The 25,865-nt window shown below is 34.3% G+C and carries 21 protein-coding genes; 9 read left to right on the plus strand and 12 right to left on the minus strand.

What is annotated here, in order from left to right; genetic code table 11:
- Positions 1 to 109 precede the first annotated feature (109 nt).
- From BA768_RS14565 to BA768_RS14590, 6 genes are all read right to left on the minus strand, one after another.
- On the minus strand, positions 110 to 1,069 hold the full coding sequence (locus BA768_RS14565; protein WP_065721357.1) for a BT4734/BF3469 family protein: 960 nt from the start codon (positions 1,067 to 1,069) through the stop codon (positions 110 to 112).
- A gap of 189 nt (positions 1,070 to 1,258) precedes the next feature.
- Positions 1,259 to 1,522 (minus strand): helix-turn-helix domain-containing protein, encoded by a 264-nt coding sequence (locus BA768_RS14570; protein ID WP_065721358.1) that lies wholly within the window; start codon positions 1,520 to 1,522, stop codon positions 1,259 to 1,261.
- Positions 1,523 to 1,600: 78 nt separating this feature from the next.
- The gene (locus BA768_RS14575) at positions 1,601 to 2,596 is read right to left on the minus strand and encodes a hypothetical protein (RefSeq protein WP_065721359.1); all 996 of its coding nucleotides are present in this window, start codon (positions 2,594 to 2,596) and stop codon (positions 1,601 to 1,603) included.
- An 11-nt stretch (positions 2,597 to 2,607) separates the two neighbouring features.
- Positions 2,608 to 3,900, minus strand: a complete 1,293-nt coding sequence (locus BA768_RS14580) for a phage integrase SAM-like domain-containing protein (RefSeq protein WP_065721360.1) — start codon at positions 3,898 to 3,900, stop codon at positions 2,608 to 2,610.
- 311 nt (positions 3,901 to 4,211) lie between these two features.
- A complete protein-coding gene (cqsA, locus tag BA768_RS14585) occupies positions 4,212 to 5,417 on the minus strand; it encodes an alpha-hydroxyketone-type quorum-sensing autoinducer synthase (RefSeq protein ID WP_083206694.1) in 1,206 nt (401 codons plus the stop codon).
- A gap of 230 nt (positions 5,418 to 5,647) precedes the next feature.
- The gene (locus tag BA768_RS14590) at positions 5,648 to 6,139 is read right to left on the minus strand and encodes a hypothetical protein (RefSeq protein WP_065721362.1); all 492 of its coding nucleotides are present in this window, start codon (positions 6,137 to 6,139) and stop codon (positions 5,648 to 5,650) included.
- A 327-nt stretch (positions 6,140 to 6,466) separates the two neighbouring features.
- Between BA768_RS14590 and BA768_RS14595 the strand changes: the two genes are divergently transcribed.
- The 5 genes from BA768_RS14595 to pyk are packed head-to-tail and all read left to right on the plus strand — an operon-like array spanning position 6,467 to position 10,643.
- On the plus strand, positions 6,467 to 6,706 hold the full coding sequence (locus BA768_RS14595; protein ID WP_002976354.1) for an acyl carrier protein: 240 nt from the start codon (positions 6,467 to 6,469) through the stop codon (positions 6,704 to 6,706).
- 31 nt (positions 6,707 to 6,737) lie between these two features.
- Positions 6,738 to 7,982: a beta-ketoacyl-ACP synthase II gene (gene fabF, locus BA768_RS14600; protein WP_034679121.1), complete on the plus strand. Its 1,245-nt coding sequence runs from the start codon at positions 6,738 to 6,740 to the stop codon at positions 7,980 to 7,982.
- A gap of 10 nt (positions 7,983 to 7,992) precedes the next feature.
- A complete protein-coding gene (gene rnc, locus BA768_RS14605; RefSeq protein WP_065721363.1) occupies positions 7,993 to 8,754 on the plus strand; it encodes a ribonuclease III in 762 nt (253 codons plus the stop codon).
- Positions 8,732 to 9,205, plus strand: coding sequence for an IPExxxVDY family protein (locus BA768_RS14610; protein ID WP_034679116.1), 474 nt, complete (start codon positions 8,732 to 8,734; stop codon positions 9,203 to 9,205). Before rnc ends, BA768_RS14610 begins: the two co-directional genes overlap by 23 nt.
- Positions 9,198 to 10,643 carry a pyruvate kinase gene (gene pyk / locus BA768_RS14615; protein ID WP_034679113.1) on the plus strand — a complete coding sequence of 482 codons (1,446 nt, stop codon included), beginning with the start codon at positions 9,198 to 9,200 and terminating at the stop codon, positions 10,641 to 10,643. The genes BA768_RS14610 and pyk overlap by 8 nt, the downstream gene beginning before the upstream one ends.
- Before the next feature lie 59 nt (positions 10,644 to 10,702).
- Here the strand turns inward: pyk and BA768_RS14620 are convergent, their stop codons facing one another.
- From BA768_RS14620 to hutI, 4 genes are all read right to left on the minus strand, one after another.
- Positions 10,703 to 11,995: an aldehyde dehydrogenase family protein gene (locus BA768_RS14620; protein ID WP_065721364.1), complete on the minus strand. Its 1,293-nt coding sequence runs from the start codon at positions 11,993 to 11,995 to the stop codon at positions 10,703 to 10,705.
- A 253-nt stretch (positions 11,996 to 12,248) separates the two neighbouring features.
- On the minus strand, positions 12,249 to 13,163 hold the full coding sequence (hutG, locus tag BA768_RS14625) for a formimidoylglutamase (protein WP_065721365.1): 915 nt from the start codon (positions 13,161 to 13,163) through the stop codon (positions 12,249 to 12,251).
- A 6-nt stretch (positions 13,164 to 13,169) separates the two neighbouring features.
- A complete protein-coding gene (locus tag BA768_RS14630; RefSeq protein WP_065721366.1) occupies positions 13,170 to 14,276 on the minus strand; it encodes a DUF695 domain-containing protein in 1,107 nt (368 codons plus the stop codon).
- Position 14,277: 1 nt separating this feature from the next.
- Positions 14,278 to 15,504 (minus strand): imidazolonepropionase, encoded by a 1,227-nt coding sequence (hutI, locus tag BA768_RS14635; RefSeq protein WP_065721367.1) that lies wholly within the window; start codon positions 15,502 to 15,504, stop codon positions 14,278 to 14,280.
- 276 nt (positions 15,505 to 15,780) lie between these two features.
- On the opposite strand from hutI, the gene ruvB reads away from it, so the two are divergent.
- Genes ruvB through coaE form a run of 4 tightly spaced genes read left to right on the plus strand, consistent with a single transcriptional unit; the run spans position 15,781 to position 18,693 of the window.
- Positions 15,781 to 16,803 (plus strand): Holliday junction branch migration DNA helicase RuvB, encoded by a 1,023-nt coding sequence (ruvB, locus tag BA768_RS14640; protein WP_034679106.1) that lies wholly within the window; start codon positions 15,781 to 15,783, stop codon positions 16,801 to 16,803.
- A 1-nt stretch (position 16,804) separates the two neighbouring features.
- Positions 16,805 to 17,161, plus strand: coding sequence for a hypothetical protein (locus BA768_RS14645; RefSeq protein WP_065721368.1), 357 nt, complete (start codon positions 16,805 to 16,807; stop codon positions 17,159 to 17,161).
- Between the two features lie 20 nt (positions 17,162 to 17,181).
- Positions 17,182 to 18,048 (plus strand): MBL fold metallo-hydrolase, encoded by an 867-nt coding sequence (locus BA768_RS14650; RefSeq protein ID WP_065721369.1) that lies wholly within the window; start codon positions 17,182 to 17,184, stop codon positions 18,046 to 18,048.
- Between the two features lie 9 nt (positions 18,049 to 18,057).
- A complete protein-coding gene (gene coaE / locus BA768_RS14655; RefSeq protein WP_065721370.1) occupies positions 18,058 to 18,693 on the plus strand; it encodes a dephospho-CoA kinase in 636 nt (211 codons plus the stop codon).
- 107 nt (positions 18,694 to 18,800) lie between these two features.
- Here coaE and BA768_RS14660 read toward each other — a convergent pair whose 3' ends face one another.
- Positions 18,801 to 22,892, minus strand: coding sequence for a fibronectin type III domain-containing protein (locus tag BA768_RS14660; RefSeq protein ID WP_083206695.1), 4,092 nt, complete (start codon positions 22,890 to 22,892; stop codon positions 18,801 to 18,803).
- A 387-nt stretch (positions 22,893 to 23,279) separates the two neighbouring features.
- Positions 23,280 to 25,703 carry a reprolysin-like metallopeptidase gene (locus BA768_RS14665; RefSeq protein ID WP_228388443.1) on the minus strand — a complete coding sequence of 808 codons (2,424 nt, stop codon included), beginning with the start codon at positions 25,701 to 25,703 and terminating at the stop codon, positions 23,280 to 23,282.
- Between the last annotated feature and the right edge of the window lie 162 nt (positions 25,704 to 25,865).

Below are 25,865 nucleotides of genomic sequence, written 5' to 3' on the forward strand. Positions count from 1 at the left end.
CAAATAAAATCGGATTCAATCCGAAAAAGAAGACAGTTGTATTTTCAACAGAAATTAATAAATTTATAACCCTAAATACTCCTTAAGGATTTATTCCAAAATGTCCAAGTTAGTTTGAAGACGTACAATTCTTTGCTTCAACTTTTCCTCTTGAATTATAAATTTTAGTAGCTATTTCATCAATTTCCTCCATTTCAAGAGGTGGGCGACATTTATCATTATATTTTTGTAAATAACGCTTAAACATGGTAAAACTTGCTGCGGGATTTATAGAAATCATACAGTAGGCGTAAGCAACTAATCTCTGATTTCTTAACCCTTTTGGTATAATCTTACGAGGTGTATAACATTTACAATATTCTATTTTATTTTTTCCAAAATCATAATATCCTTCTTCATTAAACTTGAAATCTTTTTTAGCCAAGACATCTGACAAATTATTAAACCTAATGTTTCCTCCCCCATTATGTGAGTAACCTAAATTGTTTTTTTTATTATTATTGGTATGGGGGAGTTTTTTAAGTTCATTTATGAAGGTTGCATTAAATTCAATTAAATCTATTTCATCAGCATACTCATTATAATAAGCTTCTGTATCAAAACTAATAATATTAATTCTGCTACGATCATTACAAGCTTTATCATAGGGAATACCTAAAATATTTACTATATACTCATAGCTTTCTTTGAAATTCTCTTTTAAAAGGTTTCTTACTTTTACTAACAGTCCAAATCCATTTCCACCTACACTACGCCATAATGCTGTAACATAAGTTGTATCATAATCAAAGTCTTTCTCTCCATCTATATCAAAGTATAAATATCCTGTAGATTTATCTGCGTTATCAGCATTGATGTAATTATTTTTAAATGTATAGTTAAAACAAATACAAGGTAGAGCCATTTTTATCGTTTGATAATCATTATTTTTCACTTTGATTTCTCGTAATTTTAAGATTTCGGAAACCTCTATTCTTTTTGCATCTTTAAGATGTTCAACAAACTCGGCTACGGAATTTATTTGTCCGATAATATTTCGGTTTTTTACATTTGTTATAAGTGAGAACATAAATTTTTGAGTTTAAACAATGGTATTCCCATTGCAGATTAATATTTAATTTTAAGCATAGCTTTAGCTCTCCATAGTACTTTACTATAGCTATATCTTGATTGGTTAAAATTTTGGAGATTGAAAAGATTGAGAAGAAAAATCTAACTCTAAAAATGGGATTATCTAGAATTTCCCATGATTGCAGGTTTAAGGATTTAAACGAGCTAAAACCTCAATTTTAGAATAATAAACTCTTTTACCCAGCTTAGTATTTTTTAGAGTTCCATCATTATTCCAATGAAAAAGTGTTGTAAGACTGACGTCTAATAATTTTGCAGTTTCCTCACGAGTATAAAACTCTTTCAGATCTTGTGGTGTTTGTTCTTGGTGCATTTTTTCTAATACCTTGTAGACTATTAGCTCAAATTCCTGCATGAGTTCATCTTTTGAAATTGAAATTAATTGTATCATATTTTTTTGTTTTATTATTATGATACAAAGGTATAGGAGCGGGTTTTCCGATTTTCGGAAGTTTTTTCCGATTGAGAATTACAAATTAAAAATATTACTGAAATTATTTTCTCTTTGTTCTGAATATGCTTTGCTAAGACTTCTGAAGCCCGCATTTTTTACAAATTCCTCGTAGTCTTTTTCAGTAATGAAGTTATTTTCATTCAACCAGTCAATATATTTAAAATGTTTATGATTAAAAACGAGTTCTAATTGTTTCATCTTTTGAAAGAGGAATGAATAATCTATAAACCCATTGACTATATGATTTTTAGCGTATTTTAGGAATTGTTTATATGTAGATTTTTCTTTAAATATATCTTTCCAGACAATATTGTTTTCATGTTTATTTTCCTTTTTATGATTCTTTTCCTTTTTTAAAATAAATTTATTTTCTTCTTTATATGTCTTATAGAAAGTAGAAGTTTTATCGATATACTTTTTATGATTTTCTACTATCCGTAACATTGATTTATTAAACAATCCAGAAATCTTTTTTATATTTTCAATATCAACGTAGAATGTAACAGGATTGGAAAAAACTAATGGTGCAAATCCATAGTAAGTAAGATTTTCTTTTATTTTTTCTCTACAATTATGAAATTGTTGCAAAAGTTCAAAATTGATAAAGTTTTTTATTCCTTCTATATCAGTTTTAGAATTGTCTAATATATAATCTTCTAAATCTTTTTCAATTTGGATAAGAACCGATGTGAAATCCTGTAGTAAAATATCAGAGTAATTATTTTTCTGTTCAATGAAATCAAAATAGTTAATGATTCTGATATTTTCAGTATTTGAAGAACCATTAAAGGAGTCAAAAGCCAGAACATACATGAATCCTTTGCTTTTAACAGCTTCTTTCATTTCTTTATCAATCGGTATCAAATGTTCAACAATATTAATCTTTCCAATAGCATTTTGTTTTTCATCAAAAAGAGTTACATTCTTGCCAAGCATAAATTTTTCTAATGTATGCCTGTCATATACATTGATAGATTGAAGATTATTCTTGATATTGTCGATTTTCTGCATAATGTTCTTAATTAATATCCTAAACTATTAAATATTTTAGCAGTAGATTTTGCTTTTTCTACTTCTGTTTTATTAATATATGCCAACAATTGCTTTTCCGTTGTATGCCCTGTAAAATTAAGCAAATAAGTAGTAGGAATTTTCTCATAAAAGTTAGAAGCAAAACTTTTTCTACCTATATGAGATGTAATAAGTTTATGTTTCGGAAAATTACCAAAAACTTTACGAGTAATATTCTTCCCATCTTTAGTTATTGTCTCTGTTCTACCGTTATATACAATCTCATCTATTTCAGCAATCTCACATACTTCTTTGATATAAAGATTTAGGTTTACATCTGATATTTTTCGGGGAAATTCTCCGTTTCGTTTTGCTAAAATATCTTGGACTTTTTTTAATAAAGGAATTTGCATCTTAGCATTAGTCTTTTGCTGTGTAAATTCAATGTATTTCTGTCCCTCACTATCCTCCACAATCATAGAAGAATTAAACCTCATATAATCACTCACACGTTGCCCTGTATAACAGGAGATAAGTAGCCAATCTCTTGCGTTATCTAAATAATCATATGGCATTTCTTTGTGCTCTATTTTATCCAATTCATCAAAAGTTAAGTAAATTGATTTTGGGATATGCTTTGTCGCTTTTTCAACTTCAAATTTCCATAATTCCGCATGCTTATGAACTTCAATATCAAAAGAACCTGCAACTTTACAAATCATTTTTAAGAATTTAAGATTGCGATATGTAGTTGAAATCTTATAACTCTCCTTATTACAATAATCTTCAAAATCAATTCTAAAAGAATTATCTAAATCTTTAAACTTTAATCCTCTAAATGTTTTCTTTCTGATTTTTCTATCCGCTATATATCTTATCATTAATTGCTTAACAACATTAGCTTTCTTAATAGTCGATTCCGTAACACTATCTTTTTTTAAAGAAATATAAGTATCAATAAAAGTAATCACATCATCTGAATAATTACTATCTTCAGGTTTTAAAGTTGTAGGTTCTATAATTGATTTAAGCCATTCTTTTAAATCTACTTCAGGAATATCATTTATATAACTTGAAATAATATTAGCTTCTAATTGTGAAAGACGAGTGTTTATAGTTTCGGTATCATCTTTATGCATTTTTTTAGACGGCATTTTACACCTTCCCTCTTTCCATTCTTTTGGTTTACAGCTCAAATACGGAACAGGAACACGTATATCAATATCCTTATCTCTAAACTTTGCCCAAATTGTACTTTCTTTATCCGCTACTTTTCCTCTAATAAAAAAACTTACTGATGCCATAATTAAAATGATTAAAATTTAAAGTTGTACCCAAAGTTGTACCCAAAAAATTCAAATATAGTTTAATTTCAATAAATTTAAATTAATTAAACAATCTTAAAAAGCCTTTATACAAAGCATTTATACATTAATCAAGATTTTAACAGATTTAAAAACTTAGTCCCTCCAACTCCACTTTTTAAACTAAAGAGAATTTGTAAACATTACATTTTCTCTTTTTTTATACAATTTATTTTACCACATATTAGATATTTAAAGTTCTTGCTTAAAAAAATTCAAGCAAGAACAAAATAAATCCCATATAAAAAACTTTATATTTTAAGTACCGAAAAAGCTTTTTCACAGGCCGCAGCAACATATTCGAGTTGATTAAGCTGCAATTCCGAGTGAAGAGAAAATCGCAAAACAGGTCTCTTTTTCGAAGTGGCAGGTGTGCAGAAAGGAGCTCCAAAAACCTGTTCGTTTTCTAAAATTTCTTTCAAAAGCATGATTTTGCTTTCAGAATTAGCTTTAAGGGCAATTATTTGTGACTGGCTCTCGTTTACATCTATTCCTTTTTCCTGCAAAAAACTCTTTAATTGTTTTGAATTATAGTCTAATTTCAATCTCTTGTCGCTTCCTGTTTCCGAATTGATCAAATCTAATACAGTATTTAAACTTTTAATATCAAAAGGCATTAATGCAGAACTGAATATTTGCGGTTTGGAAGTCACATTAAAGAAATCTCCGAATTCTTCCGGACATAAAATTAAGCCAGCACGTGAAGCAAAAGCTTTAGCCAGACTCGCCGTCCTAAACAAAACAACATCTGTAATTCCCAATTCTACAACGAGTCCTTTTCCATCCGGACCATGGGTTCCCAATGAATGGGACTCATCTACTACCAAAGTACAATGTTTCGTTCTAGCAATTTCTGCAATATCTGACAAAGGAGCCACACTTCCGTCGCTGCTGTACACAGAATCCACAACGATTATTCCCGCGCCATGCTCTTCAATCTTTCTTTTCAGATAGTTAATATCATTATGTAAAAAAGGGATCGCTTTGCCGTTTCCAAGACGAATACCGTTCCAGAGGCTCATGTGCGCCATCATATCAATATACACCGGAACATCTGTATCTTCCACCAAAGCCTGCAATAGACCAAGATTCGCCACATATCCTGACTGACAAAGCAAGGCTGATTCAGATTCAAAAAAAGAAGCCATTCTTTTTTCCAGAACAGCTTGAGGTGCATCACCATGAATGAAGGAAGCCGACATCAAAGGCGTTCCGGGAGTCTCATCAAAATTTTGAGTTTCAGAGTTTAGAATTTCAAAATCTCTGAACAAGTGCAGATAATCATTACTTGATAGATTAATTGAATTTTCGGAAGGAATTGCTCCACGAAGAATATGCTTTCCGTTCCATTCTTTGTGCAAGCGGTTTACATAAAAGTCATCCATTTTATCTAAAAGGAAATTGGGAAATTTCTTTCGGTAGTTTTCCGAAAGAGAATGAGGGAGGTTCATTTTCATGATATGGTGTTTTAATGTTTTTTTTACAGGCTCCTTCTTTAAAAACCATTAAACATATAAATCCACAACATTATAATAAACAAGAAGAAGACTTAAAATAAGAGCAGAAATTTTACAGCTCAAATTTCAAAGCACTAAAATTAGTATTTTTTTTGTTATATAAATTGACATAGTGAATTATTATTAACAATTATACTAATAAAATTTAATACATCACCAATTCTGAAATATCAGATCTTTAAACCTATTTTCTTCAAGACAGCTTTAGTCAGAAATATTTCATCAAATCGGATAAGAGATTCTACAGTATTAAAGCCTTGAAAAATGTTTTCTGTTTTGCTGAATGACAATTCCAAATTATGGTCATAGGAAGCAACAATTCTCACGACAGAAAAACCATTGTATGCAACTTTAAAATCTCCGAAAAGACACTTTCCTTTTGCCTTTTGATAAGCTTTATATTCGTTAAGTTCCGTCTGATATTCATCATCAATAATCTGATTATGGGCAAGAGATTTCCAGCTGTCAAAACTCTTAGGTTCTTTCAGAATATTTCCTGATCGATCTACAGGTACAAACATATTTAAAGCAAGTGGCAATCTGAGAAAATTTGCATAATTATTCATAAGATTAAGTGTATGAAGATCTGCATAACCTTCATGAGAATAATATTCAATCACAAAATCTATCATAGGAACAAGCTTAAGAGCAGTAGCCGACATTATTTAATGCTTAAAATTAGTCCACAAATATAGAATTTTACCTTGGCGGTTGTAACTGTAAAGGCTATTTTAAAATCAATCAAAATAACTCCAAATCATATAAACAACAATCACATGAATGCGTAAAGGCTTATTTAAAACTAAAAGAAATAACTGACTAAAAAGACCTGAAAAATTCTCCGGAATATAAATCACTGATAACGAAATAAGTATCTCAAAATATAATAAATAATAAATACTCTACCCACAAAAAAGACTAAAAAAATGTTTTATCGTAAAGAATTTTATATATTTGCACCATCTAACAATTAAAAAAAATAATTTACTATGTCAGACATTGCATCAAGAGTAAAAGCTATCATCGCTGATAAGCTTGACGTTGAAGAAACAGAAGTAACTCCTGAGGCTAGCTTCACAAATGATTTAGGAGCAGACTCACTAGATACAGTTGAGTTAATCATGGAATTTGAAAAAGAATTTAATATTCAAATCCCTGATGACCAAGCTGAAAAAATTACTACTGTAGGGCACGCTATCGCTTATATAGAAGAAGTAGTAAATAAATAATATTCTTCAACAAAGAAAATTTTAAAAGTTTATGGAATTAAAAAGAGTAGTTGTAACCGGTTTTGGCGCAATAACACCCGTCGGTAATAATGCGAATGAATACTGGGAAAGCCTTGTAAAAGGCAAGAGCGGAGCCGCTCCTATTACTCTTTTTGATGCCACAAACTTCAAAACAAGGTTCGCTTGCGAGGTGAAAAACTTCAATCCATTAGACCATTTCGATAAGAAAGAAGCTAAAAAAATGGATAGAAACACCCAGCTTGGATTGGTTGCTGCGAGAGAGGCAGTAAGTCATTCAAAAATCATGGAAGACAATGTTGATAAAAACAGAGTCGGAGTGATTTGGGGATCAGGAATTGGTGGTTTGGAGACTTTCGAAACCGAAGTTTTGGGCTGGGCAAATACAGACATCCCGAGATTTAATCCTTTCTTTATTCCTAAAATGATTGCGGACATTACACCTGGTCATATTTCTATTGAATATGGTTTCCATGGTCCCAATTATACTACAGTGTCTGCTTGTGCATCATCAGCAAATGCTTTAATTGATTCTAAAATGCTTATTCAGCTCGGTAAAGCAGACGTTATCGTTTGCGGGGGTTCTGAAGCTGCCGTTACGGCAAGTGGCGTTGGCGGATTTAATGCAATGATGGCACTTTCAACAAGAAACGATGATCCTACAACTGCATCAAGACCTTTCGACAAAGACAGAGATGGATTTGTTTTGGGAGAAGGAGCAGGCTGTATCATCCTTGAAGAGTACGAACACGCTGTGAAGCGTGGTGCAACAATCTATGCAGAATTATTAGGTGGCGGTATGAGTGCAGATGCACATCATATGACGGCACCTCATCCTGAAGGTTTAGGAGCTTATCTGGTAATGAAAAATTGTCTGGAAGATGCAGGATTAACTACTGATGAAGTAGATCACATCAATATGCATGGTACATCTACTCCATTAGGAGACATTGCAGAATCCAGCGCAATCTCAAAATTATTGGGTGAGCACGCTTACGACATTCAGATTAATTCTACAAAATCAATGACGGGTCACCTTTTGGGTGCAGCCGGAGTTATTGAAGCAATTGCTGCTTTAGGAACTATTATTCATGGTGTTGTTCCTCCTACCATCAACCATTTTACTGATGATGAGAACATCGACAGCAGATTGAATTTCACATTCAATGAAGCTGTAAAAAAAGATGTAAAAGTAGCCATGAGTAATACTTTTGGATTTGGTGGGCACAATGCCTGCGTTCTGTTTAAGAAAATCTAATTATTACTGAATGGAGTTACAGAAATACTTTTCTAAATTCCTTCTCAAAAAAAGAAAAAGACAACTTACGGAAAGAGACTATTTCCTGACTACAGAGCTAAATAAAATTTTAGGCACTGATGTTCAGAATATGAGTTTTTACCGCGAAGCTTTTTCAATTAAAACTTCTTCTAAAAATCAGGAAAGTAACTACGAAAGACTTGAATTTTTAGGAGATTCTGTTTTGGGTACAATTATTTCGTGCCATTTGTTTCAAACCTATCCTAAAGCTAATGAAGGATACATGACGCAGATGAAATCGAAGATTGTAAATAGGAAAAATCTCAATAAATTAGGAGAAGATTTAAAGCTTACCGATCTTTTACAAAAAAACAATTCTGTTGCCTTAGGCGAAAACATTTCAGGGAATCTCTTTGAAGCGTTAATTGGTGCAGTTTATTTAGATTTCCAATACGAAACCTGCAAAAGAATCGTTTTGGAGAGACTGCTCACGCCAACGGAAATCAACAAGCTTGAAAATAAAATTGTAAGCTACAAAGGTCTTTTGCTGGAATGGAGCCAGAAAAAGAAGCTGAATATAAAGTACGAAACCTGCGAAGAAATTCAGGTAAACAAATCGATCGTTTTCCGCTGTCATGTATGGCTTGGGGATGAGAAGATTTCGAATGCCACGGAAACTTCGAAGAAAAAAGCTGAAGAAAAAGCTGCTCAGAGAGCATTTTATATTTTAAATAAAAAAGAAAATATACTTGGAAATCCAAAAACTTTATGATATTGACGATATAGAATTTGAAGATATTGCCATTGCCTTGGTAAGATTAGTAAAACATATCCCGGATCATGAGTTTTTTTTCAAAATCAATCAACACAATGATTTAAAGTTTTCAAGAATAAAAGATCTTGTTTTTCACGGGATCTATTATGACTTTTATTTTCCCAGGTTTGAAGCTTACCACAAGCACACCAAAACCTGTTTTACATTTATCTCCAACAAATCTTCAGAAAGTAATCAAAAAAAATTACAAACTGAGCTCTTCGCAGAAGAAGAAAACATTAAATTTTTATTAAATAATCATCCAGAAGTAGAATATATTCTGCATAGTTCGGAACAATTTCCTGATTTTTCCGTAATTTTGCTGGCTGAAAATCTTGCATTTCCGATTCAGGATTACAATCTGAGTTCTGAAGAAGAACTCTATCAAATAATACAGTATTATGAATAAGTATTTAAAGAAGACAAAAATTATCGCAACACTTGGGCCTGCTTCATCATCGAAGGAGGTAATGTTAGGATTGATGAGAGCGGGTGTTGACGTTTTTAGAATCAATTTTTCCCACGCAGATTACGATTTAGTTCGTTCCAATATAGAAATCATCAGAGATCTTAATAAAGAATACGGTTACTCCGTAAGCATTTTAGGAGATTTGCAGGGTCCAAAACTAAGAGTAGGTGTTGTAAAAGAAGGTTCTTACCTAAACCCGGGAGACATTCTTACATTTACCAATGAAAAAATCGAAGGAGATTCTACGAAAGTTTACATGACGTATCAGCAGTTTCCTCAGGATGTAAATGTTGGGGAAAGAATTTTGATCGACGATGGGAAACTTGTTCTTGAGGTTCTTGAAACGAATAAAATTGACACTGTAAAAGCTAAAACAATTCAGGGTGGACCTTTGAGTTCTAAAAAAGGGGTAAACCTTCCGAATACCAATGTTTCTCTTCCGGCTTTGACTGAAAAAGATATTCAGGATGCTAATTTCATGATGGATATGGAAGTAGACTGGATTGCGCTTTCATTCGTACGTCATGCACAGGATATTATTGATTTGAAAGAACTTATTTCTAAGCATAAAAATGGTAAGTTTAAAACTCCAATTATTGCGAAAATTGAAAAACCTGAAGGAGTAAAAAATATTGATCAGATTTTATTGGAATGTGACGGATTGATGGTTGCCCGTGGAGATTTGGGTGTAGAAGTTCCGATGGAAGAAGTTCCTGCGATTCAGAAAAACCTGGTTGAAAGAGCCAGATTCTACTCAAAACCTGTAATTATCGCTACACAGATGATGGAAACGATGATCAACAGTTTAACGCCAACAAGAGCTGAAGTAAATGACGTTGCCAACTCTGTATTGGACGGAGCTGATGCGGTAATGCTTTCAGGGGAAACTTCTGTAGGTAGATATCCTGTTCAAGTGGTTGAAAATATGGCAAAAATTGTGAAGAATATCGAAATGACCAATTTCTATCAGCACAAAAATGAGCCTATTGAAAAAGATTACAACTGCATCGATGAGCGTTTTATTACGAACAGAGTTTGTCTTGCAGCAGTAAGAATTGCAAAAAGTACAAATGTAGCTGCAATTGTAACTTTAACGAGTTCTGGTTATACTGCTTTCCAATTGTCGGCTCACAGACCGAATTCTCACATTATCGTTTACAGCGGAAATAAGAGAGTAATCACCATGCTTAATTTACTTTGGGGAGTTCGTGCTTATTATTATGATATGAATAAGCCAACTGATGAAACCATCATTCAGGTAAATATGTTAACGCACAACCACGGTTACATTGAAAGCGGAGATTTTGTGATCAACATCAACGCAACACCGTCTTACGAAGGTGGAAAGACAAATACTTTGAGATTAACGACGATTTAATATTATTATCTTTGATATATAAATGAAAACTCCCGATTGAATCGGGAGTTTTTTTATGTTTATTTACCTAAAATCGTTTTCGCCGTCACAAACTCTTTTAAAGCCAGTAAAGAAAGCTCGGTTCCATAACCGGAAGACTTTGTACCTCCAAACGGAAAACGAGGGTCAGAACTTGTCATTCTATTGATATTCACTGTTCCGGATTCAAGATTATCAATAAAAAATTGTTGACGTTCCTTATTTTTTGTCCAAACTGCATTCGACAAACCAAAAGGAATATTATTCGCCATTTCTAAAGCTTCATCATCATTTTCGGCAATCATCACCATTCCCAGAGGACCAAATAATTCTTCCTGCAAAATAGGGTTTCCTTCTTCTACTCTGATTAATCCGGGATTAAATTCATTCACAGAGATTCTTTCCAACGGAATAATTGCTTCTGCACCATGATCTAAAGCCTTCTGATATTGTTTTTCCAGATCATCTGCCAAATCGGGTCTTGCCATTCCGCATAATTTTGTTTCTTTTAGTTTCGGATCTCCCGGAACGTATTTTTTATATTCTTCAATAAACTTGGGAAGGAAATCAAACTCAATGTCTCTCTGAATAATAAATCTTTTAGCCGCAACACAGGTTTGTCCGCAATTCTGAAGTCTTGCCAAAGCACCAGATTTCGCAGCTTCATCAAGATCCGCATCATTCAAAACGATGAACGCATCGCTTCCACCTAGCTCAAGTAAAGATTTTTTAATGTTTTTACCAGCTGTTGCAGCCACTTCCGCTCCTGCTCTTTCACTTCCGGTAAGACTTACTCCTTTAATGGTTTTATGTTCTAAAATTTCTTTTACTTCGCCATGACCAACTTCCAGATTCTGGAAAACGCCTTCAGGAAAACCTGCCTCGATAAAAACTTTTTCAATAGCGTTTCCGCTTCCGAAACAAATGGATGCATGTTTTAAAACAACTGTATTTCCAGCCAAAATTGCAGGTGTCGCAAATCTCAAAACCTGCCAGAAAGGGAAATTCCAAGGCATTACTCCTAATATTACTCCTTTCGGGACATAATGGATTTCTGAAATTTTATATTCAGATTCTATTTTTTCCGGACTTAAAATATTCTCAGCTTCAGCATAATAATTCATCATTAAAGCACATTTCTCAACTTCAGAAATAGCCTGAGAGATGGGTTTATTCATTTCACTGGTGATGATTTCGCCAAAAATTTCAGATTTAGATTTAAAAATTTCTGCAGCTTGTGCAATGAGTTTCTGTTTTTCTTCAAACGGAACTTTCTTCCATTCCTGAAAAGCCTGATCAGCCTTTAACAGCTTGTTTTCTATTAAATTTTCCATGTTAGATTTTCCATTTTTAAAGATTCATAACAAATCTTCTGCTTTTTGGATAAGCATTTTTAAGGCAACAAATACTGTTCCTTATATCATATATAATTACTGATAAATTCTATAAAATGTATTTATTTAGGCTAAAACATTTTATTTCTTTAAAATGAATTCGTTCGAATGAATCGTATTAAAAACGTTCACCAGAGTAAGGAGATTGAGCCGATCTTAATTCAATAAATCTGCATAATCTGCTCAATTCTTACTAAATCATCAACCATTCATTCGCCAAACTCGCCGCCAATCTTGCCGTACGATCCTGAATATCAAAATGCGGATTAACTTCTGCAATATCCAAAGCAACCAGTTTTTCGTTTCTAAGAATATGTTTATACAAATGCATAAAAGCTGCATCTGCAAAAATCCCGTTGTAAGCGGAAGCCGAAACTCCCGGCGCAATGGAAGCATTGAAAACATCCATACAAATCGTCATGTAAAGAACATCAACCGAATCTGCAAGTTCATTTACTCTTTCATATACCGACGGAAGGTTTTCAAAAAATAATTCATCGGCAAGAATGTATTTCATTCCGAACTGATGTGCGGTATCAAACAATTTCAAAGTATTAGAATTTCTCTGGATTCCGATATGTAAAGAATTGATTTCTCCTTCCTGAGCAATTTGCCAGAAACCTGTTCCAGAGCTTGCTCCTACTCCATTTTCAGGCTGTCTGTTGTCAAAATGAGCATCAAAATTAATAATACCTATTTTCTGTTCAGGAAAGGCAGTTCTTACCCCACGATAATGACCAAATGTGACTTCATGACCACCACCAAGAACCAAAGATTTACCACCTTTCAATAAAACTTTAGAAACATTTTTTGCCAGCTCATTCTGAGTATTTTCAAGATTGCCGTCTTCACAGGTAATATTTCCGAAGTCGAGAAGAGAAAAATTTGGTAAAACAACAGGGAAATTCGACATATTTTTTCGGATAAGATCCGGGGCATCTTTTGCGCCCTGTCTTCCTTTATTTCTGCGAACCCCTTCATCAACGGCAAATCCGTGTAAAACGAAATCGTTCGTTGAAACCGCATCATAGTTGGTTTCCACTTTTACTCTCTGAAATATTCTGTGATAAAGTAATTCTTCACCATCTAATCTTCCTTGCCAAATCATTTTAAATTAATTTTGATTTACATTATAACGTTCAAAACTCTGCCAATATTTATCTTTATAAATTTCAAGTGACATTTTATATTCCGGATTATCTTTAATTGCCTGTCGCAAAATTTTCGATGGTTTCCTGAAATCCTTACTGGCAAAATAACTTTCCTTTAGGTTTTCAGCGTTTTCTCTACCGATATACAGATTTCCTTCTTCAATTTTCAATGCCTCAATCATCTTTTCTTCAATATTGCTCAACTTTTCGTAGTCTTCTTTTTCGGGAAGTCCGTTGTTATTTTCACCATTATATTCAACTTTCAAAACAGAAATCCAAGGATAAGAAGCTTTGGAATCATAATTCAATAAAGAAGTATTGATGGTTGCAATCAAAGGAAGTCCGTTTTTTAAAGTTGCTTCTAAAATGGTATATTGATCTTCTTCTCCAAAGTTTTTTACATTCTTATATTTCTCTGTAAATTCTCTTTCACGCCAGGATAAAAAATCCTTCAGCTTCGAAATAGGAACAAGCTCTTTCTCAGCATCGTCTCTACCGATTACATTAAATGTGTCAATTTGTGTAGCAAAATTAAGTTCGCCTAAGAAATTGTCTAAAAAAACACAAACTCCGGTTACGCAAGCATTTTTGTTTTCTTTATTTAAACCATCATAAACGAAAGTAATATCAATTTCATCGGGATAATCATCAATCTCATTCGAATAAAAGGAAATATTTTCCTTTGAAAAATCTCTTCCATCCATTTTGATTCCGTGGTCTAGATTCATTTCGGGCTTTAATGCAGTAAATTTCCATCGGTCAAGCTTCGGAGATTCTGCGACAAGTTCTTCTGCAAAAACAATATTTTTAATATCTCCGTCTGCAGTAATTATCAATTCTGCTATTTCGTCCTGACTCATTCCACAAAGAAAATAATATCCTTCATTAAGCTGTTTTAGCTTTGAAGCCAGTAGATCAAAGAAATCTGTTTCGATATTATTATGGTTTTTCACAACCTCAAAAAAATCTTTTTCTTTAGTCATAAACCAATCCCAGAAATCTTTATATGTTTTGATTTCTGCTTCCTCATTTTCTTCTTTCTTTCCAAAAACTTTATCGAAAATTCCCATGCTATTTTATTTTATTCCCATCAATGTATACATTTTCGGCTTTCAGACTTCCCTGATTATAGAGAACATTCTGGAAATTATTTGTTTTAAAAGTAACAAAATCTGCTTTCAGACCTTCTTTTAAACTTCCTCTGTCATCCAGATTAAGCGCAAAAGCCGAACGGAAAGTCATTCCAGCCAAAACTTCAGCTGTTGTCAACTTTTCAAATGTCGCTAATATTGAAGCTTGCGTAATTAAATTTCCCATTGGAGCAGAACCCGGATTCCAATCGCTTGCAATCGCTACAATTGCTCCTGCATCTAATAATTTTCTTGCAGGAGTAAATTTTTCACCCAATCCTAAACTTGCACCCGGCAAAGCTGTTGCCACCGTATCTGATTTTGCTAAAAACTCAATATCTTCATCAATCGTTGCTTCCAGATGATCTGCAGATTTTGCGCCAACTTCGACTGCAATTCTTGAACTTCCCGGAGTAAACTGGTCTGCATGAACTGTAATTTCAAAACCTAATTCTTTAGTTTTAAGTAAGAATTCTTTACTTTCTTCAGGTTGAAATGCAGATTTTTCAATAAAAATATCAACTCGTTTTGCGAGGTTTTCTTCTTTTACTTTTGGTAAAATTTCTTTTAAAATATATTGTAAATACTCTTCATTACTTCCTTCAAAATCTCTCGGCTTTAAATGAGCTGAAAGACAAGTCGGAACTAATGTCGCTTTTGTCTGTTCCTGAGCTTTTTTGATGATTCGAAGCATTTTCAGTTCGTTTTCAACATCTAAACCATAACCGCTTTTTACTTCAATTGTTGTAATTCCAAGAGAAATTAAAAAATCTATTCTTTCCAATAAAGTTTTTAATAATTCTTCCTCCGAAGCATTTCTGGTATGCTGAACCGAACTCCAGATTCCTCCGCCACTCTCAGCAATTTCAAGATATGTTTTCCCGGCATTTCGCATGGCAAAATCATTTGCACGGTTTCCGCCAAAGCAAATATGGGTGTGAGAATCTACGAAAGCTGGAAGTGCAATTTGCACTCCTTCAATCATTTCGATTTCTAAATTTTGATTTTCTGATTTTAATGTTTCAAAATTTCCGACTTGCTGGATTTTATCATTATTAATTAAAATTCCGCCATCAACAATAATTTCAAGTTGTTCGTCAGAAAGTTTTCCTCTTAACGGGAGATTGGCAAGAGTTACCACTTGCTTGAAAGGACCAATTAATCTCATTTATTTAGTTTAAAGCTAAAGTTTAGATAAAAAATAATTCTGTAACTTTTTTAATATCATTTTGCCTAGATTCCTACGGAATGACAAACGGTGCGTACTTTTTGTCATTCCGTAGGAATCTCTACATCGTTATAAACTGAACAATTTTTATCTTTAAAATTTTCTCTCTCAAAAATACTTAAAATATCTGTTGTATTCAAATGCCAACTTTTTCCTTAATCTCCCTATCAGCCTAAACCTAAATTTCCTATCTTTACGGTAAATGAAACTGAATTAATGCCTGATTTTTTACATCCAGATAAAGACAATTACTCCAACGAGGAACTTATGCAGGAGGAGCAAATTCGCCCGCAGAGTTTCAAGGATTTCGCAGGACAGAGAAAAACTTTAGAAAATCTTGAAGTTTTCGTAACCGCTGCCAAAAAACGTGGCGGTGCGCTCGATCATGTTCTTTTACATGGTCCTCCAGGTTTAGGAAAAACTACTTTAGCCAATATTATTGCGAATGAACTCGGTGTAAATTGTAAGATTACATCCGGTCCTGTTTTGGATAAACCCGGAAGTTTAGCAGGTTTATTGACCAATCTTGAGGAAAATGATGTTCTTTTCATCGATGAGATCCATCGACTTTCGCCTGTTGTGGAAGAATATCTGTACTCTGCAATGGAAGATTATAAAATTGATATTATGCTTGAAACAGGCCCAAATGCGAGAAGTGTTCAGATTAGTCTGAATCCTTTTACTTTAGTAGGTGCTACGACAAGAAGCGGAATGTTGACAAAACCTATGTTGGCAAGATTCGGAATTCAGAGCAGACTGGAATATTACACGATTGAATTATTATCGATGATTATTATCAGAAGTTCAAGAGTTTTGGGCGTGAAAATTTATGAAGATGCAGCCATTGAAATTGCAAGAAGAAGCCGAGGAACTCCTAGAATTGCGAATGCGCTTTTGAGAAGAGTCCGGGATTTTGCAGAGATCAAAGGTAACGGAGAAATTGAAATTGAGATCACAAAATATGCTTTAAATTCATTAAATGTAGACGAATTTGGTCTGGACGAAATGGATAACAAAATAATGCGTGTGATGATCGAAAATTTCAAAGGAAAACCTGTAGGAATTTCGGCTTTAGCAACATCTATTGCGGAAAATCCTGAGACTTTGGAGGAAGTTTATGAACCATTTCTGATTCAGGAAGGGTTTATCATCAGAACTCCGAGAGGAAGAGAAGTGACAGATAAAGCTTATAAACATTTGAATATAGCAAGACCAAAAAATCCGGGGGAATTATTTTAATATGAAAAAAATAGGTCTTTCCATATTTTTTCTTCTCTTAACTATTGCTCCGACTTTGATCTTTAAATCTAAAGAAACAAGATTTGCAACAAATAATGAAGTAGAGATTTTAAAAAAAATTGATTCAGTAAAAATTGAAATTAGAGATGATAATTATAAAATTTCTTTAGGCAAAAAACATTTAGTTTCGAATGATAAAGTTGAAATTGAAAACTTCATTAAAAGTAATCTAGAATATATGAGAAATTCTAAAATTTATATTATCGGCAGTTCTGAAACTACATTTTCTAAAACAAAACCAATATTTGATGTATTGAAAAAATACGATTTGATGAATTTCAAATTAGTAACCAATTAAAATAAAAATAAAAATACTATATGAAACTATATCCTATACAATGTGGAAAATTTAAGCTCGACGGTGGAGCGATGTTTGGAGTCGTCCCAAAGAGTCTGTGGGAAAAAACCAATCCTGCAGACGAAAAAAATCTAATTGAACTGGGAACACGTTCTCTTCTTGTAGAAGACGGAAAAAAATTGATATTAATAGATTGCGGTCTTGGAAACAAACAGGACGATAAATTTTTCGGGCATTATTCGCTTTGGGGGGACGACAATTTAGACAAAAACTTAAAAAAATATGGTTTCGTAAGAGAAGACATCACCGATGTTTTCTTAACCCACCTTCATTTCGACCACTGCGGTGGCGCAATTGAATGGAACGATGACAAAACAGGTTACAGACCAGCATTCAAAAATGCACAGTTCTGGACGAACGAAAACCATTGGCAATGGGCTACCGAACCTAATGCAAGAGAAAAAGCAAGTTTCTTAAAGGAAAATATTCTTCCGATTCAGGAGAGTGGTCAACTGAATTTTTTACCACTTCCTCAAAACGGAAATTATGGATTTGCTCCGGATCTGAAAATGGATGTAATTTTTGTTGATGGTCATACTGAAAAACAAATGCTTCCTGTACTTCAATATCAGGAAAAAACGATTGTTTTTGCGGCGGATTTAATTCCTACAGCAGGACACATTCCTCATGTGTATGTGATGGGTTATGATACAAGACCACTTTTAACTTTAGAAGAAAAAGGAAAATTTCTGAAACAATGTGTAGATAATGATTATCTGTTGTTTTTCGAGCACGATGCTCATCACGAATTGGCAAGTCTTAAAATGACTGAAAAAGGGGTAAGACTGGATGAGACTTTTAGTTTTAATGATGTTTTTGGATATTAATTTTTAATTATGGAAGAACTACATTCAGAAACCCAGAAATTAGAACCTGACCCGTTATCTGCTCCCAAAATCATTGGTTTAACAGGCGGAATCGGTTCCGGAAAAACTACTGTTGCCAAATTCATTGAAGAATGCGGATTCCCGGTGTATTACTCGGATGACAGAGCAAAAGATATTGTGAATGATAATGAGGATTTAAAGCTAAAAATCAAAGAACTTTTAGGTAATCAAGCTTATGATGAAAATGGTTTTTACAACCGAAAATTCGTCGCTGAAAAGGTTTTTAATAATAAAGATTTACTGCAAAGCTTAAACGGAATCATTCATCCGGCAGTTCGAATTGATTTTGAAGATTGGGTAAAGAAACAAAAAAAGTATCTTGTTTTTAAAGAGACTGCGTTATTATTTGAATTAAAACTAAATCTTCAATGTTATCGTTCAGTCTTAGTTACTGCAGAGGATAATTTCAGAATTAAAAGGGTAATGGATCGTGACGGAAAGACCTACAGAGAAGTACAAGCTGTTATGGAAAAACAAATGCCTGAAAAGGACAAAATAAAACTTGCCGACTGCATTATCTATAACAATACTAATCTTGAAGATTTAAAAGAACAAACGGAAAAAATTATCTTTGATATAGAATAAACAAAGTCCCGCTGAAAATTTCAGCGGGACTTTTGTTTTACTTAATTTTAAAAATATTGCCAAAAAATAAGCTCTCATTTCTGAGAGCTTATCTTATTTATTAAGTATTATTCTTTGATGAATTTTTTCTGGGCAGTACCCTGAACATCATCAATATCTATTACATATACTCCATTGATCAATCTGCTCACGTCGATCTTATTGTTTAAGATCACACCGCTTGAAACTAACTGACCAGCAGCACTGTAAATCTTATAATTAGCTTTCTTGCTAACATTCTTAACATTCAACACTGATTTTACAGGGTTTGGATAGATAAGAATTTCGTCTTGGTTCACTGTATTCGCTGAAGGTAATTTAGAGATTCTTACAGTATAATCTTCTACTTCACCGTTAGCAAAATTTGTACAGTTTACAGGAATACCGTCTTTTGACATTGCAACTCTCATCACAACATATTTGTCGGTAGAACCTACATAAGCATTAACCGGAACACCAAATGTCGCACTCGCTGTTGCATTTGTATTCGGACCATCAGCTAAAATTCTTTCATTTAGATCGAAAGTTCCGCTTCTGTCAAAGTCAATCCAAACCGCTACTCCAGCATTACCTCCAGAAGACATTGTTTTATCAACAATAATCTGGTTACCTGCAGACCCTTGAATCATATCAATAAATTTCGCAGGGTTGGCTGTAAAGTCTGAATAAGGAGCTCCAGCAGTAGCATTTGTCATTTCAGGCTTACCTGTAGGTTTAGCAGTAACTTTTGAAATAAATTCTGTAGCTGCACTACCAGACTGCATCGGACAATATACTACTGTAGGTGTAGTGAAATAGTATAATGGTGTAAAGTTACCCGGAGTACCACTACAAATGTTTGCAACCTGCATTTCATATTTAGTTAATTCTAATAATCCAACCAAAGTATGAGTGTTCGTGTTAACATTTACGTTAGTCCAGCTTGGAATTCCAACTTTTCTATATCTTAAAATATAAGTATTCGTAGCTCCAGGACCTGTATAAGCATCCCAAACAACTTCAGCAGTTGTAGGAGTCAACTGAGTGATCGTTAATCCCGGAGGCGGAATTTCGCAAACTCTTACTGTAGTAAACACCTGAGATGTAGACCATGGGTTAGGAGTTGTAGATCCGATACATGTATTTCGTATCCTTACTTCATAGGTTTTATAAGAACTTAAACCTTGCAGCAAATAGCTATTTGCCGGTGGTTGTGGTGTTGAAGGTAAAACAGGGTTCCATACTGGAGCACCTACTTCTTTCCATTGCAATTCATAAGTAGAACCAGCTGCAAGTGGATTCCATGTTATTAAAGCAGATGTAGGGGTAATATTACTAATTGTAATATTCGGAGGAGTAGGATCACATCTTGTTGTAAATTCATTATGAGAGAAAACTCCAACATTTGTTGTATTACAAACCGCAGCAACTTCTACTTCATAAAGTGTATATGATAACAGACCTTGTAATTGATAAGTGTTATTTGGTGTTAAAACACCTGCTACACCGATTGGGCCAGTCGTAGGCAACCATTGGGTAGAACCTACCGGTCTGTATCTAATCTGATAAGATGCTCCTCCCGGATCCTGTGGCCAAACTATCGTTGCAGAATTGTGTGTAATAGAAGCCGGAGTTACAGTAACAACTGGTGTATCTGTACTACAAACTCTTAATATAATATTATCTACTGCTGCCGGTGGCTGTGTGCCTCCACTTCCATCATTTCTCCATTCAAATACCAAACGCATAACTGTTCCGGCAAAACCACTTACATTTAAGCTGTTATTAGAAAAATTCTGCCATGCAGTACCTTGAAGGTTAAACTGTCCCACTTGAATTCTACCCGTTGCAGCACCAATTTGTGTTCCAGGAGTAGGCAAAAAGTTAGATGGAACCAACCATACTCTTAGGTAATCATAATGTGTACTACCAATTGATTCTCCCTGTGCTTTCCAGTCGAAAGAGAAGTTTGCAATTGTTGTTCCGGCAGGAATTAAAATATCTCTGTATGCTTGTGTAACAGAAGTATTTGATGTTGAATAAGCATTCGTTGTTCCAGTGGTGTTTGAAATATAGATCGAGTTACCTGTATTCCCTGTTGCAGAACCGTAAACCCATTTATTGGTTTGCGTTCCATTTAAGAATCCAAAATCATTTGGTCCTGTAAATGGCTGAATATATGGTAAGGTTGCAGGAATTTGTGTCGTCATCACCGAAACCGGTTCTGATAAATCACTTTGATCTGTAGCACTACAAATAGCCTTAACCCATATGTTATATACTGTTGATGGGCTTAGACCCGGAACAGTATAACTCGTACTTGTTCCCGGAATACCTGTTACCTGTGGAGTAGTAGGCGGAGTAGTTGTGGTGCTGTAATAAATTTCATATCCGGCAGGGTTAGTTGTAGGTGCATTCCAAGAAATTTGCGCTGTATTTCCTGTAGTACCTGTTGATACTACACCTAATGGTTCTATACAGGTAGGAGCAACTCTTAATCGGAAATCATCTACTCCTAAATACCAAGGGGTACCATTGGATGAAACATTTAAACCAAAAGTATAATTTCCAGTTGTTGCCGGAGTATAGAAAATTTTATGTTGCGTGTAAGCCGCTGTACCTTGAGTCGCCGTAATAAATGTGGTAAGATTTGTAGCGCCCGTCATACTCTGAGCCGTATTAACCAATACATTTCCGGTAAAACCGATCAAGTTAGTTGCTGTTCCACCAGTATGGTAGTAGAATGAAAACTCGTAAGTAGTTCCCGCGTTTAGCGTAAATGATGGAGTCCACAATTGACTTGGGTTTGTATTGCTGTACTGAATTCTCATATAATTCGGCGCAGATCTAGGACCAGGTGATGTTGTAGAGGCAGCAGCACTTGAAGACACCCAAGAGTACGTTCCGGCAACCTGAACCCAGCATGGAGGAACAATGCCTGTACCAATAGGAGTCAGTGTATTGAAATTCTCAGTCCATGGTAATACAGTAACCGCGTTACATACTGTTCTAAAATTTCTTTCTGTACATGATGCTGATGATCCTCCTGCATTGTAAGAATTTACTCTGTAGAAGTACTGCGTATTATTTTGAAGTGCAGTAGGGAATGTGTATGATGTAACATTTCCCAAATCTACATTATTTAAAACCTGAGTTCCATTAGTTGTCGTTCCAACTGTCAATCGATAACCTGTAGCACCAGTCACAGCAGCCCAAGTAATGGTCGGCGTTGTAGAAACTCCTACTGCACCAGCTGCAGGAGCAGATACCGCAGGACAAGGAATGGTTTGAGTTGTAAAACTTCTCACAGAACATGCTGCAGACGGATTAGTAGCACTATAAGAGCTTATGGTATAATAATATTGAGTATTATACTGCAATCCTGCCGCTGCTGGAATTGTAAACGTCGTCACATTTCCAAGATCTTGATTGTTGATAATATTAGTACCACCAGATGTTGTACCCACTGACAATCGATAACCCGTTGCACCACTCACTGAATTCCAAGTAATTGCTGGTGTTAAACTAACACCAGTTGCAGCTGCTGCCGGAGCAGTCACTGTAGGACATGCAGGAATAGGACTTGGAGCTAATCCTAAAATAGTTGTTGCCGAGTTATAGTTATTTCTACCTAATGCCGTCGGTGGTGCCGCCGGGTTAGGATTTGTAGGATCACTTCTATAATAGATCGATCTATTGGTAGCGGTAGTATAAACATACATTGCTTCCGCAAAATTGTTCGAGTCATAATCCGGAGAAGTTTCTCTTGCTGCTATGACTAAGTTATCGGTATTGTTATATGCAAAAGGTGTTGGCAATGTGATTTCGACAACCCCTGCATTATTTGTAACTGTACCTATAAAAACCTGAGTCAGAGAAGTTACAGGAATCCAATCTGTATTAGAATCAAAAGTGTTTTTTGTTGTATGTCCTAAATACACCGTCCAACTCGCAGAGTTGGTAAGGGTAGCAGATGAACTTAAATAAAATCTCAGGCCAGTAATATTTCCGGCAGCTGCAGCATTAATTTCAGTTTTAGGAAAAATTTGCTGAACATAAGAATATCCATAATATGTACTGATGGGGGCAATCCCCGTCGTAGTACTTCCTACACCCAAATTTATCTGGGCATTGATGCATGTGACTATAAACAATAGCCACGAGAATAGAAATTTCTTCATAAATAGTAAAAAATTAAAAATACAATGAAGTGGTATTACGTTTTAAGTAAATCAGTGAATTCATTTCTGTAATTACTGATTCTATTTTTTCTAAAAACGCCAACAGGTACATATTTCGTATCTGGCTGACATAGAATTTAGTCTGGTGCAACAACACGTTTCGATGTAAAAAACGGCTTATCAAGCAACGTTGATGCAGTAAAAATGTAGAAGATTTCCTCATAGGCAAAATTTATTTAATCAATACAAATCTAATCAAATTTAATAACAATAAATACATTTACATATATTTTTTTAATAGTAATTAACTAAACACAACTAAAAACTAAAATAATAAAAAAATCCCCAGACAATTCTGAGGATTTATAAGTATTAAAAACGAAGGTTTTATTTTTTAATGAACTTGCTATTAAATTTCTCTTTTCCTTTATCTTCAATAGAAATTACATAAGCTCCTTTAATTAATGATGATACATTAATTTTTCCACTTAAAATATTTCCACTAGAAATTAACTGGCCTGCTGCGCTATAAATTTTATACATCGCTTTATCAGAAACTTTTGTTACATTCAAGAAATCTGTTGCAGGATTTGGATAGATTTGAATTCCATTATTTTTTACAGTACCAGATTCATTTGTAGCCAAATTACCAGTGATTACAACATTATAATCTTCAAACTCACCTAAATAATTTGCATAATTACCGCATGCTCCTATCAAAGATACACCTGCAGAATTTACGTATAGCATACCAACTCTCATTCTTAATCCAAGACCTTGAACTGCATTATTTGGAACTGTGAATGCGAAGGTAAGAGGATTTGGAGTACCATTAGCGGTAGGAGATGTCAGTATTCTCTCTGACTCTTCAAAAACACCATTCCTATTGTAATCCATCCATACAGATGTTGCTGCAGGATAAGGCCCACCAGGACTTTGCAAGTAAGCTCTAGTAATTGATAATGTATACGTAGCACCAGAATTTAAATTAATCTGTAATGCAGGATTAGAAACATAGCTAGTATAAGTACTTGCACCTGATGCATTAGTCATATTAGCCAAACTTACATTTGAAATATAATCATCAGTAGCACCCCCTGAAACTACTGGACAATAAGTGGTCATTGCTGTTGTAGTAAAGTTAGAAGAAGCGGAGAAGCTACCTTGAGTTCCACTACAAACAGTTGCTATTTGTACTTCATAAGCAGTACCATCAAGAAGATTCGGAAGTACAATAGTTGTTGACGATGTCGTCAAAGTCGTCCAACTCGTATCAACAATCTTTTTATATCTGACTACAAAAGTAGCATTCGCAACTGGCGCCCAGTTTACTGTTGCAGAACTAGTTGTAACATTATTAACTACAATACTTGATGGTGCAGTACCATTACAAGGAGCAAATTGAGTTACAGTAATAGATTTTATCGCATAAAATACATTTCCAATTGAAGATACTCTCACTTTAATCGTTTGACCATTCATAGATGATGCAAACGTGAAATTTTCTGTTCCGTCATTAGGTGTAGAAGCGCTCAAAACAGTCCAAGTAGCACCATTATCAACAGTATAGTCAATTTTAACATTAGCAACATTGTATGGTGCAGCATTAGTTCCTGCTACATCCCATTCAATTGGAGTAGGAATACTGATGTTTGCAAAAATTGTATTTAGTTTAAATGGACCTTCATTACCTACAACAATAGTTTGTTCAGCAAATTGAGTTTGTTGTTGTGTTGCTATAGGATTATTATCCCTTACTGTAACCGAAAACTTTGTAGTTCTAGCTACTTTTGAAACTGATTCCCATTCATCGTTAGAGTTATCTAAAACTCCATTTAAAACTGATGCTAACTTAGGAAAATATCTTGTAGCACTAGCTGTAGGCACCAATGACCTAAAAGTTGCCCCTGTAGTCGTAGATCCAATATTTGTTTTATTAATTACAACTGAAGCATTATCTACTTGCTCCCACATATAAGTAAGCGGGTCATTTTCTGGATCTGTGGCAGAAGCAGTTAAAACAAACGCAGTTCCTTTAGGAATATTATATGTAGGTAAAGCAGCGATTACTGGTGGATTATTATTAATCGTAGTTTCCACATCACAAGCTTTTACATTCAAATTATTCTGAATCTGAAGTATACTTACTTTATGAAAGAATGGATCAGAATTTGTCTGTACATCAGTAGTTGCACCTGTAATTCCGGCATACCCCATAATTGTAGATCCTGAGCCTGGTTCAACATTGGTACCGGATCCTTCTAAAGCATGTGCAAATGTATGATTACCTCCCAATTGGTGACCCATTTCATGAGCTACAAAATCAATATCAAAACCAGGACCTACAGGACTTGTACTTTGTGTAAAACCTGATCCTTTTGCAGTTGTTGTTGGTGTTGCTGGGTTTATACATACACAGCCAATACATCCTGCATTTCCATTATTTCCCGCAGCATTAAATACATGCCCGATATCATAATTATCATTTCCTACTATCGATGTTAAAGTTTGTTGCAACTGTACATTTAAGTTACCTGTGTAAGGATCTTGAGCAGCATTAGTGTAAATAATGGCAGGATAATTCTGAATATTTAAGTGTAAAGCTAGATCTTTTTCAAAAACCCCATTTACTCTCGTCATTGTTGTATTCATAGCAGCAAGTGCTAAAGCAACTGTTCCACCATGGAATGCTGTATATTCACCTGTTGCAGACAATGCCAATCTCATCGTTCTGTATTTTTTATCAGAACTTTTAGAAAAATCGGTTGGTTGATTGGTAAATACCTGACCACTTTGTTGAAGCTCTTTCATCTGAGTAATCGCAGCTGTTCCTTCTGAAGTATTACTGTAAATCGTCAGCAAAAAGTAGACATTATATAGTATAAAAGTTAAGGAGTGTTTTCAAAAAAAGAATTACATTTAATTATGGAAACACCTAAAAAGAAAAGTTCCGAAAAATTCGTAAAAGACATC

Origin of the sequence: Chryseobacterium sp. CBo1, from assembly GCF_001693475.1 — a bacterium.
Classification (GTDB): domain Bacteria; phylum Bacteroidota; class Bacteroidia; order Flavobacteriales; family Weeksellaceae; genus Chryseobacterium; species Chryseobacterium formosense.

What these genes read in the sequence shown, in the direction of transcription:
- cqsA (WP_083206694.1), bottom strand. Translation starts at nt 5,417, where the DNA reads ATGAAAATGAACCTCCCTCATTCTCTTTCGGAAAACTACCGAAAGAAA.
- BA768_RS14660 (WP_083206695.1), bottom strand. Translation starts at nt 22,892, where the DNA reads ATGAAGAAATTTCTATTCTCGTGGCTATTGTTTATAGTCACATGCATC.
- BA768_RS14590 (WP_065721362.1), bottom strand. Translation starts at nt 6,139, where the DNA reads ATGTCGGCTACTGCTCTTAAGCTTGTTCCTATGATAGATTTTGTGATT.
- BA768_RS14565 (WP_065721357.1), bottom strand. Translation starts at nt 1,069, where the DNA reads ATGTTCTCACTTATAACAAATGTAAAAAACCGAAATATTATCGGACAA.
- rnc (WP_065721363.1), top strand. Translation starts at nt 7,993, where the DNA reads ATGGAGTTACAGAAATACTTTTCTAAATTCCTTCTCAAAAAAAGAAAA.
- hutI (WP_065721367.1), bottom strand. Translation starts at nt 15,504, where the DNA reads ATGAGATTAATTGGTCCTTTCAAGCAAGTGGTAACTCTTGCCAATCTC.
- BA768_RS14645 (WP_065721368.1), top strand. Translation starts at nt 16,805, where the DNA reads ATGAAAAAAATAGGTCTTTCCATATTTTTTCTTCTCTTAACTATTGCT.
- BA768_RS14630 (WP_065721366.1), bottom strand. Translation starts at nt 14,276, where the DNA reads ATGGGAATTTTCGATAAAGTTTTTGGAAAGAAAGAAGAAAATGAGGAA.
- pyk (WP_034679113.1), top strand. Translation starts at nt 9,198, where the DNA reads ATGAATAAGTATTTAAAGAAGACAAAAATTATCGCAACACTTGGGCCT.
- BA768_RS14665 (WP_228388443.1), bottom strand. Translation starts at nt 25,703, where the DNA reads ATGAAAGAGCTTCAACAAAGTGGTCAGGTATTTACCAATCAACCAACC.
- BA768_RS14650 (WP_065721369.1), top strand. Translation starts at nt 17,182, where the DNA reads ATGAAACTATATCCTATACAATGTGGAAAATTTAAGCTCGACGGTGGA.
- BA768_RS14580 (WP_065721360.1), bottom strand. Translation starts at nt 3,900, where the DNA reads ATGGCATCAGTAAGTTTTTTTATTAGAGGAAAAGTAGCGGATAAAGAA.
- BA768_RS14570 (WP_065721358.1), bottom strand. Translation starts at nt 1,522, where the DNA reads ATGATACAATTAATTTCAATTTCAAAAGATGAACTCATGCAGGAATTT.
- BA768_RS14595 (WP_002976354.1), top strand. Translation starts at nt 6,467, where the DNA reads ATGTCAGACATTGCATCAAGAGTAAAAGCTATCATCGCTGATAAGCTT.
- fabF (WP_034679121.1), top strand. Translation starts at nt 6,738, where the DNA reads ATGGAATTAAAAAGAGTAGTTGTAACCGGTTTTGGCGCAATAACACCC.
- hutG (WP_065721365.1), bottom strand. Translation starts at nt 13,163, where the DNA reads ATGATTTGGCAAGGAAGATTAGATGGTGAAGAATTACTTTATCACAGA.
- ruvB (WP_034679106.1), top strand. Translation starts at nt 15,781, where the DNA reads ATGCCTGATTTTTTACATCCAGATAAAGACAATTACTCCAACGAGGAA.
- BA768_RS14575 (WP_065721359.1), bottom strand. Translation starts at nt 2,596, where the DNA reads ATGCAGAAAATCGACAATATCAAGAATAATCTTCAATCTATCAATGTA.
- coaE (WP_065721370.1), top strand. Translation starts at nt 18,058, where the DNA reads ATGGAAGAACTACATTCAGAAACCCAGAAATTAGAACCTGACCCGTTA.
- BA768_RS14620 (WP_065721364.1), bottom strand. Translation starts at nt 11,995, where the DNA reads ATGGAAAATTTAATAGAAAACAAGCTGTTAAAGGCTGATCAGGCTTTT.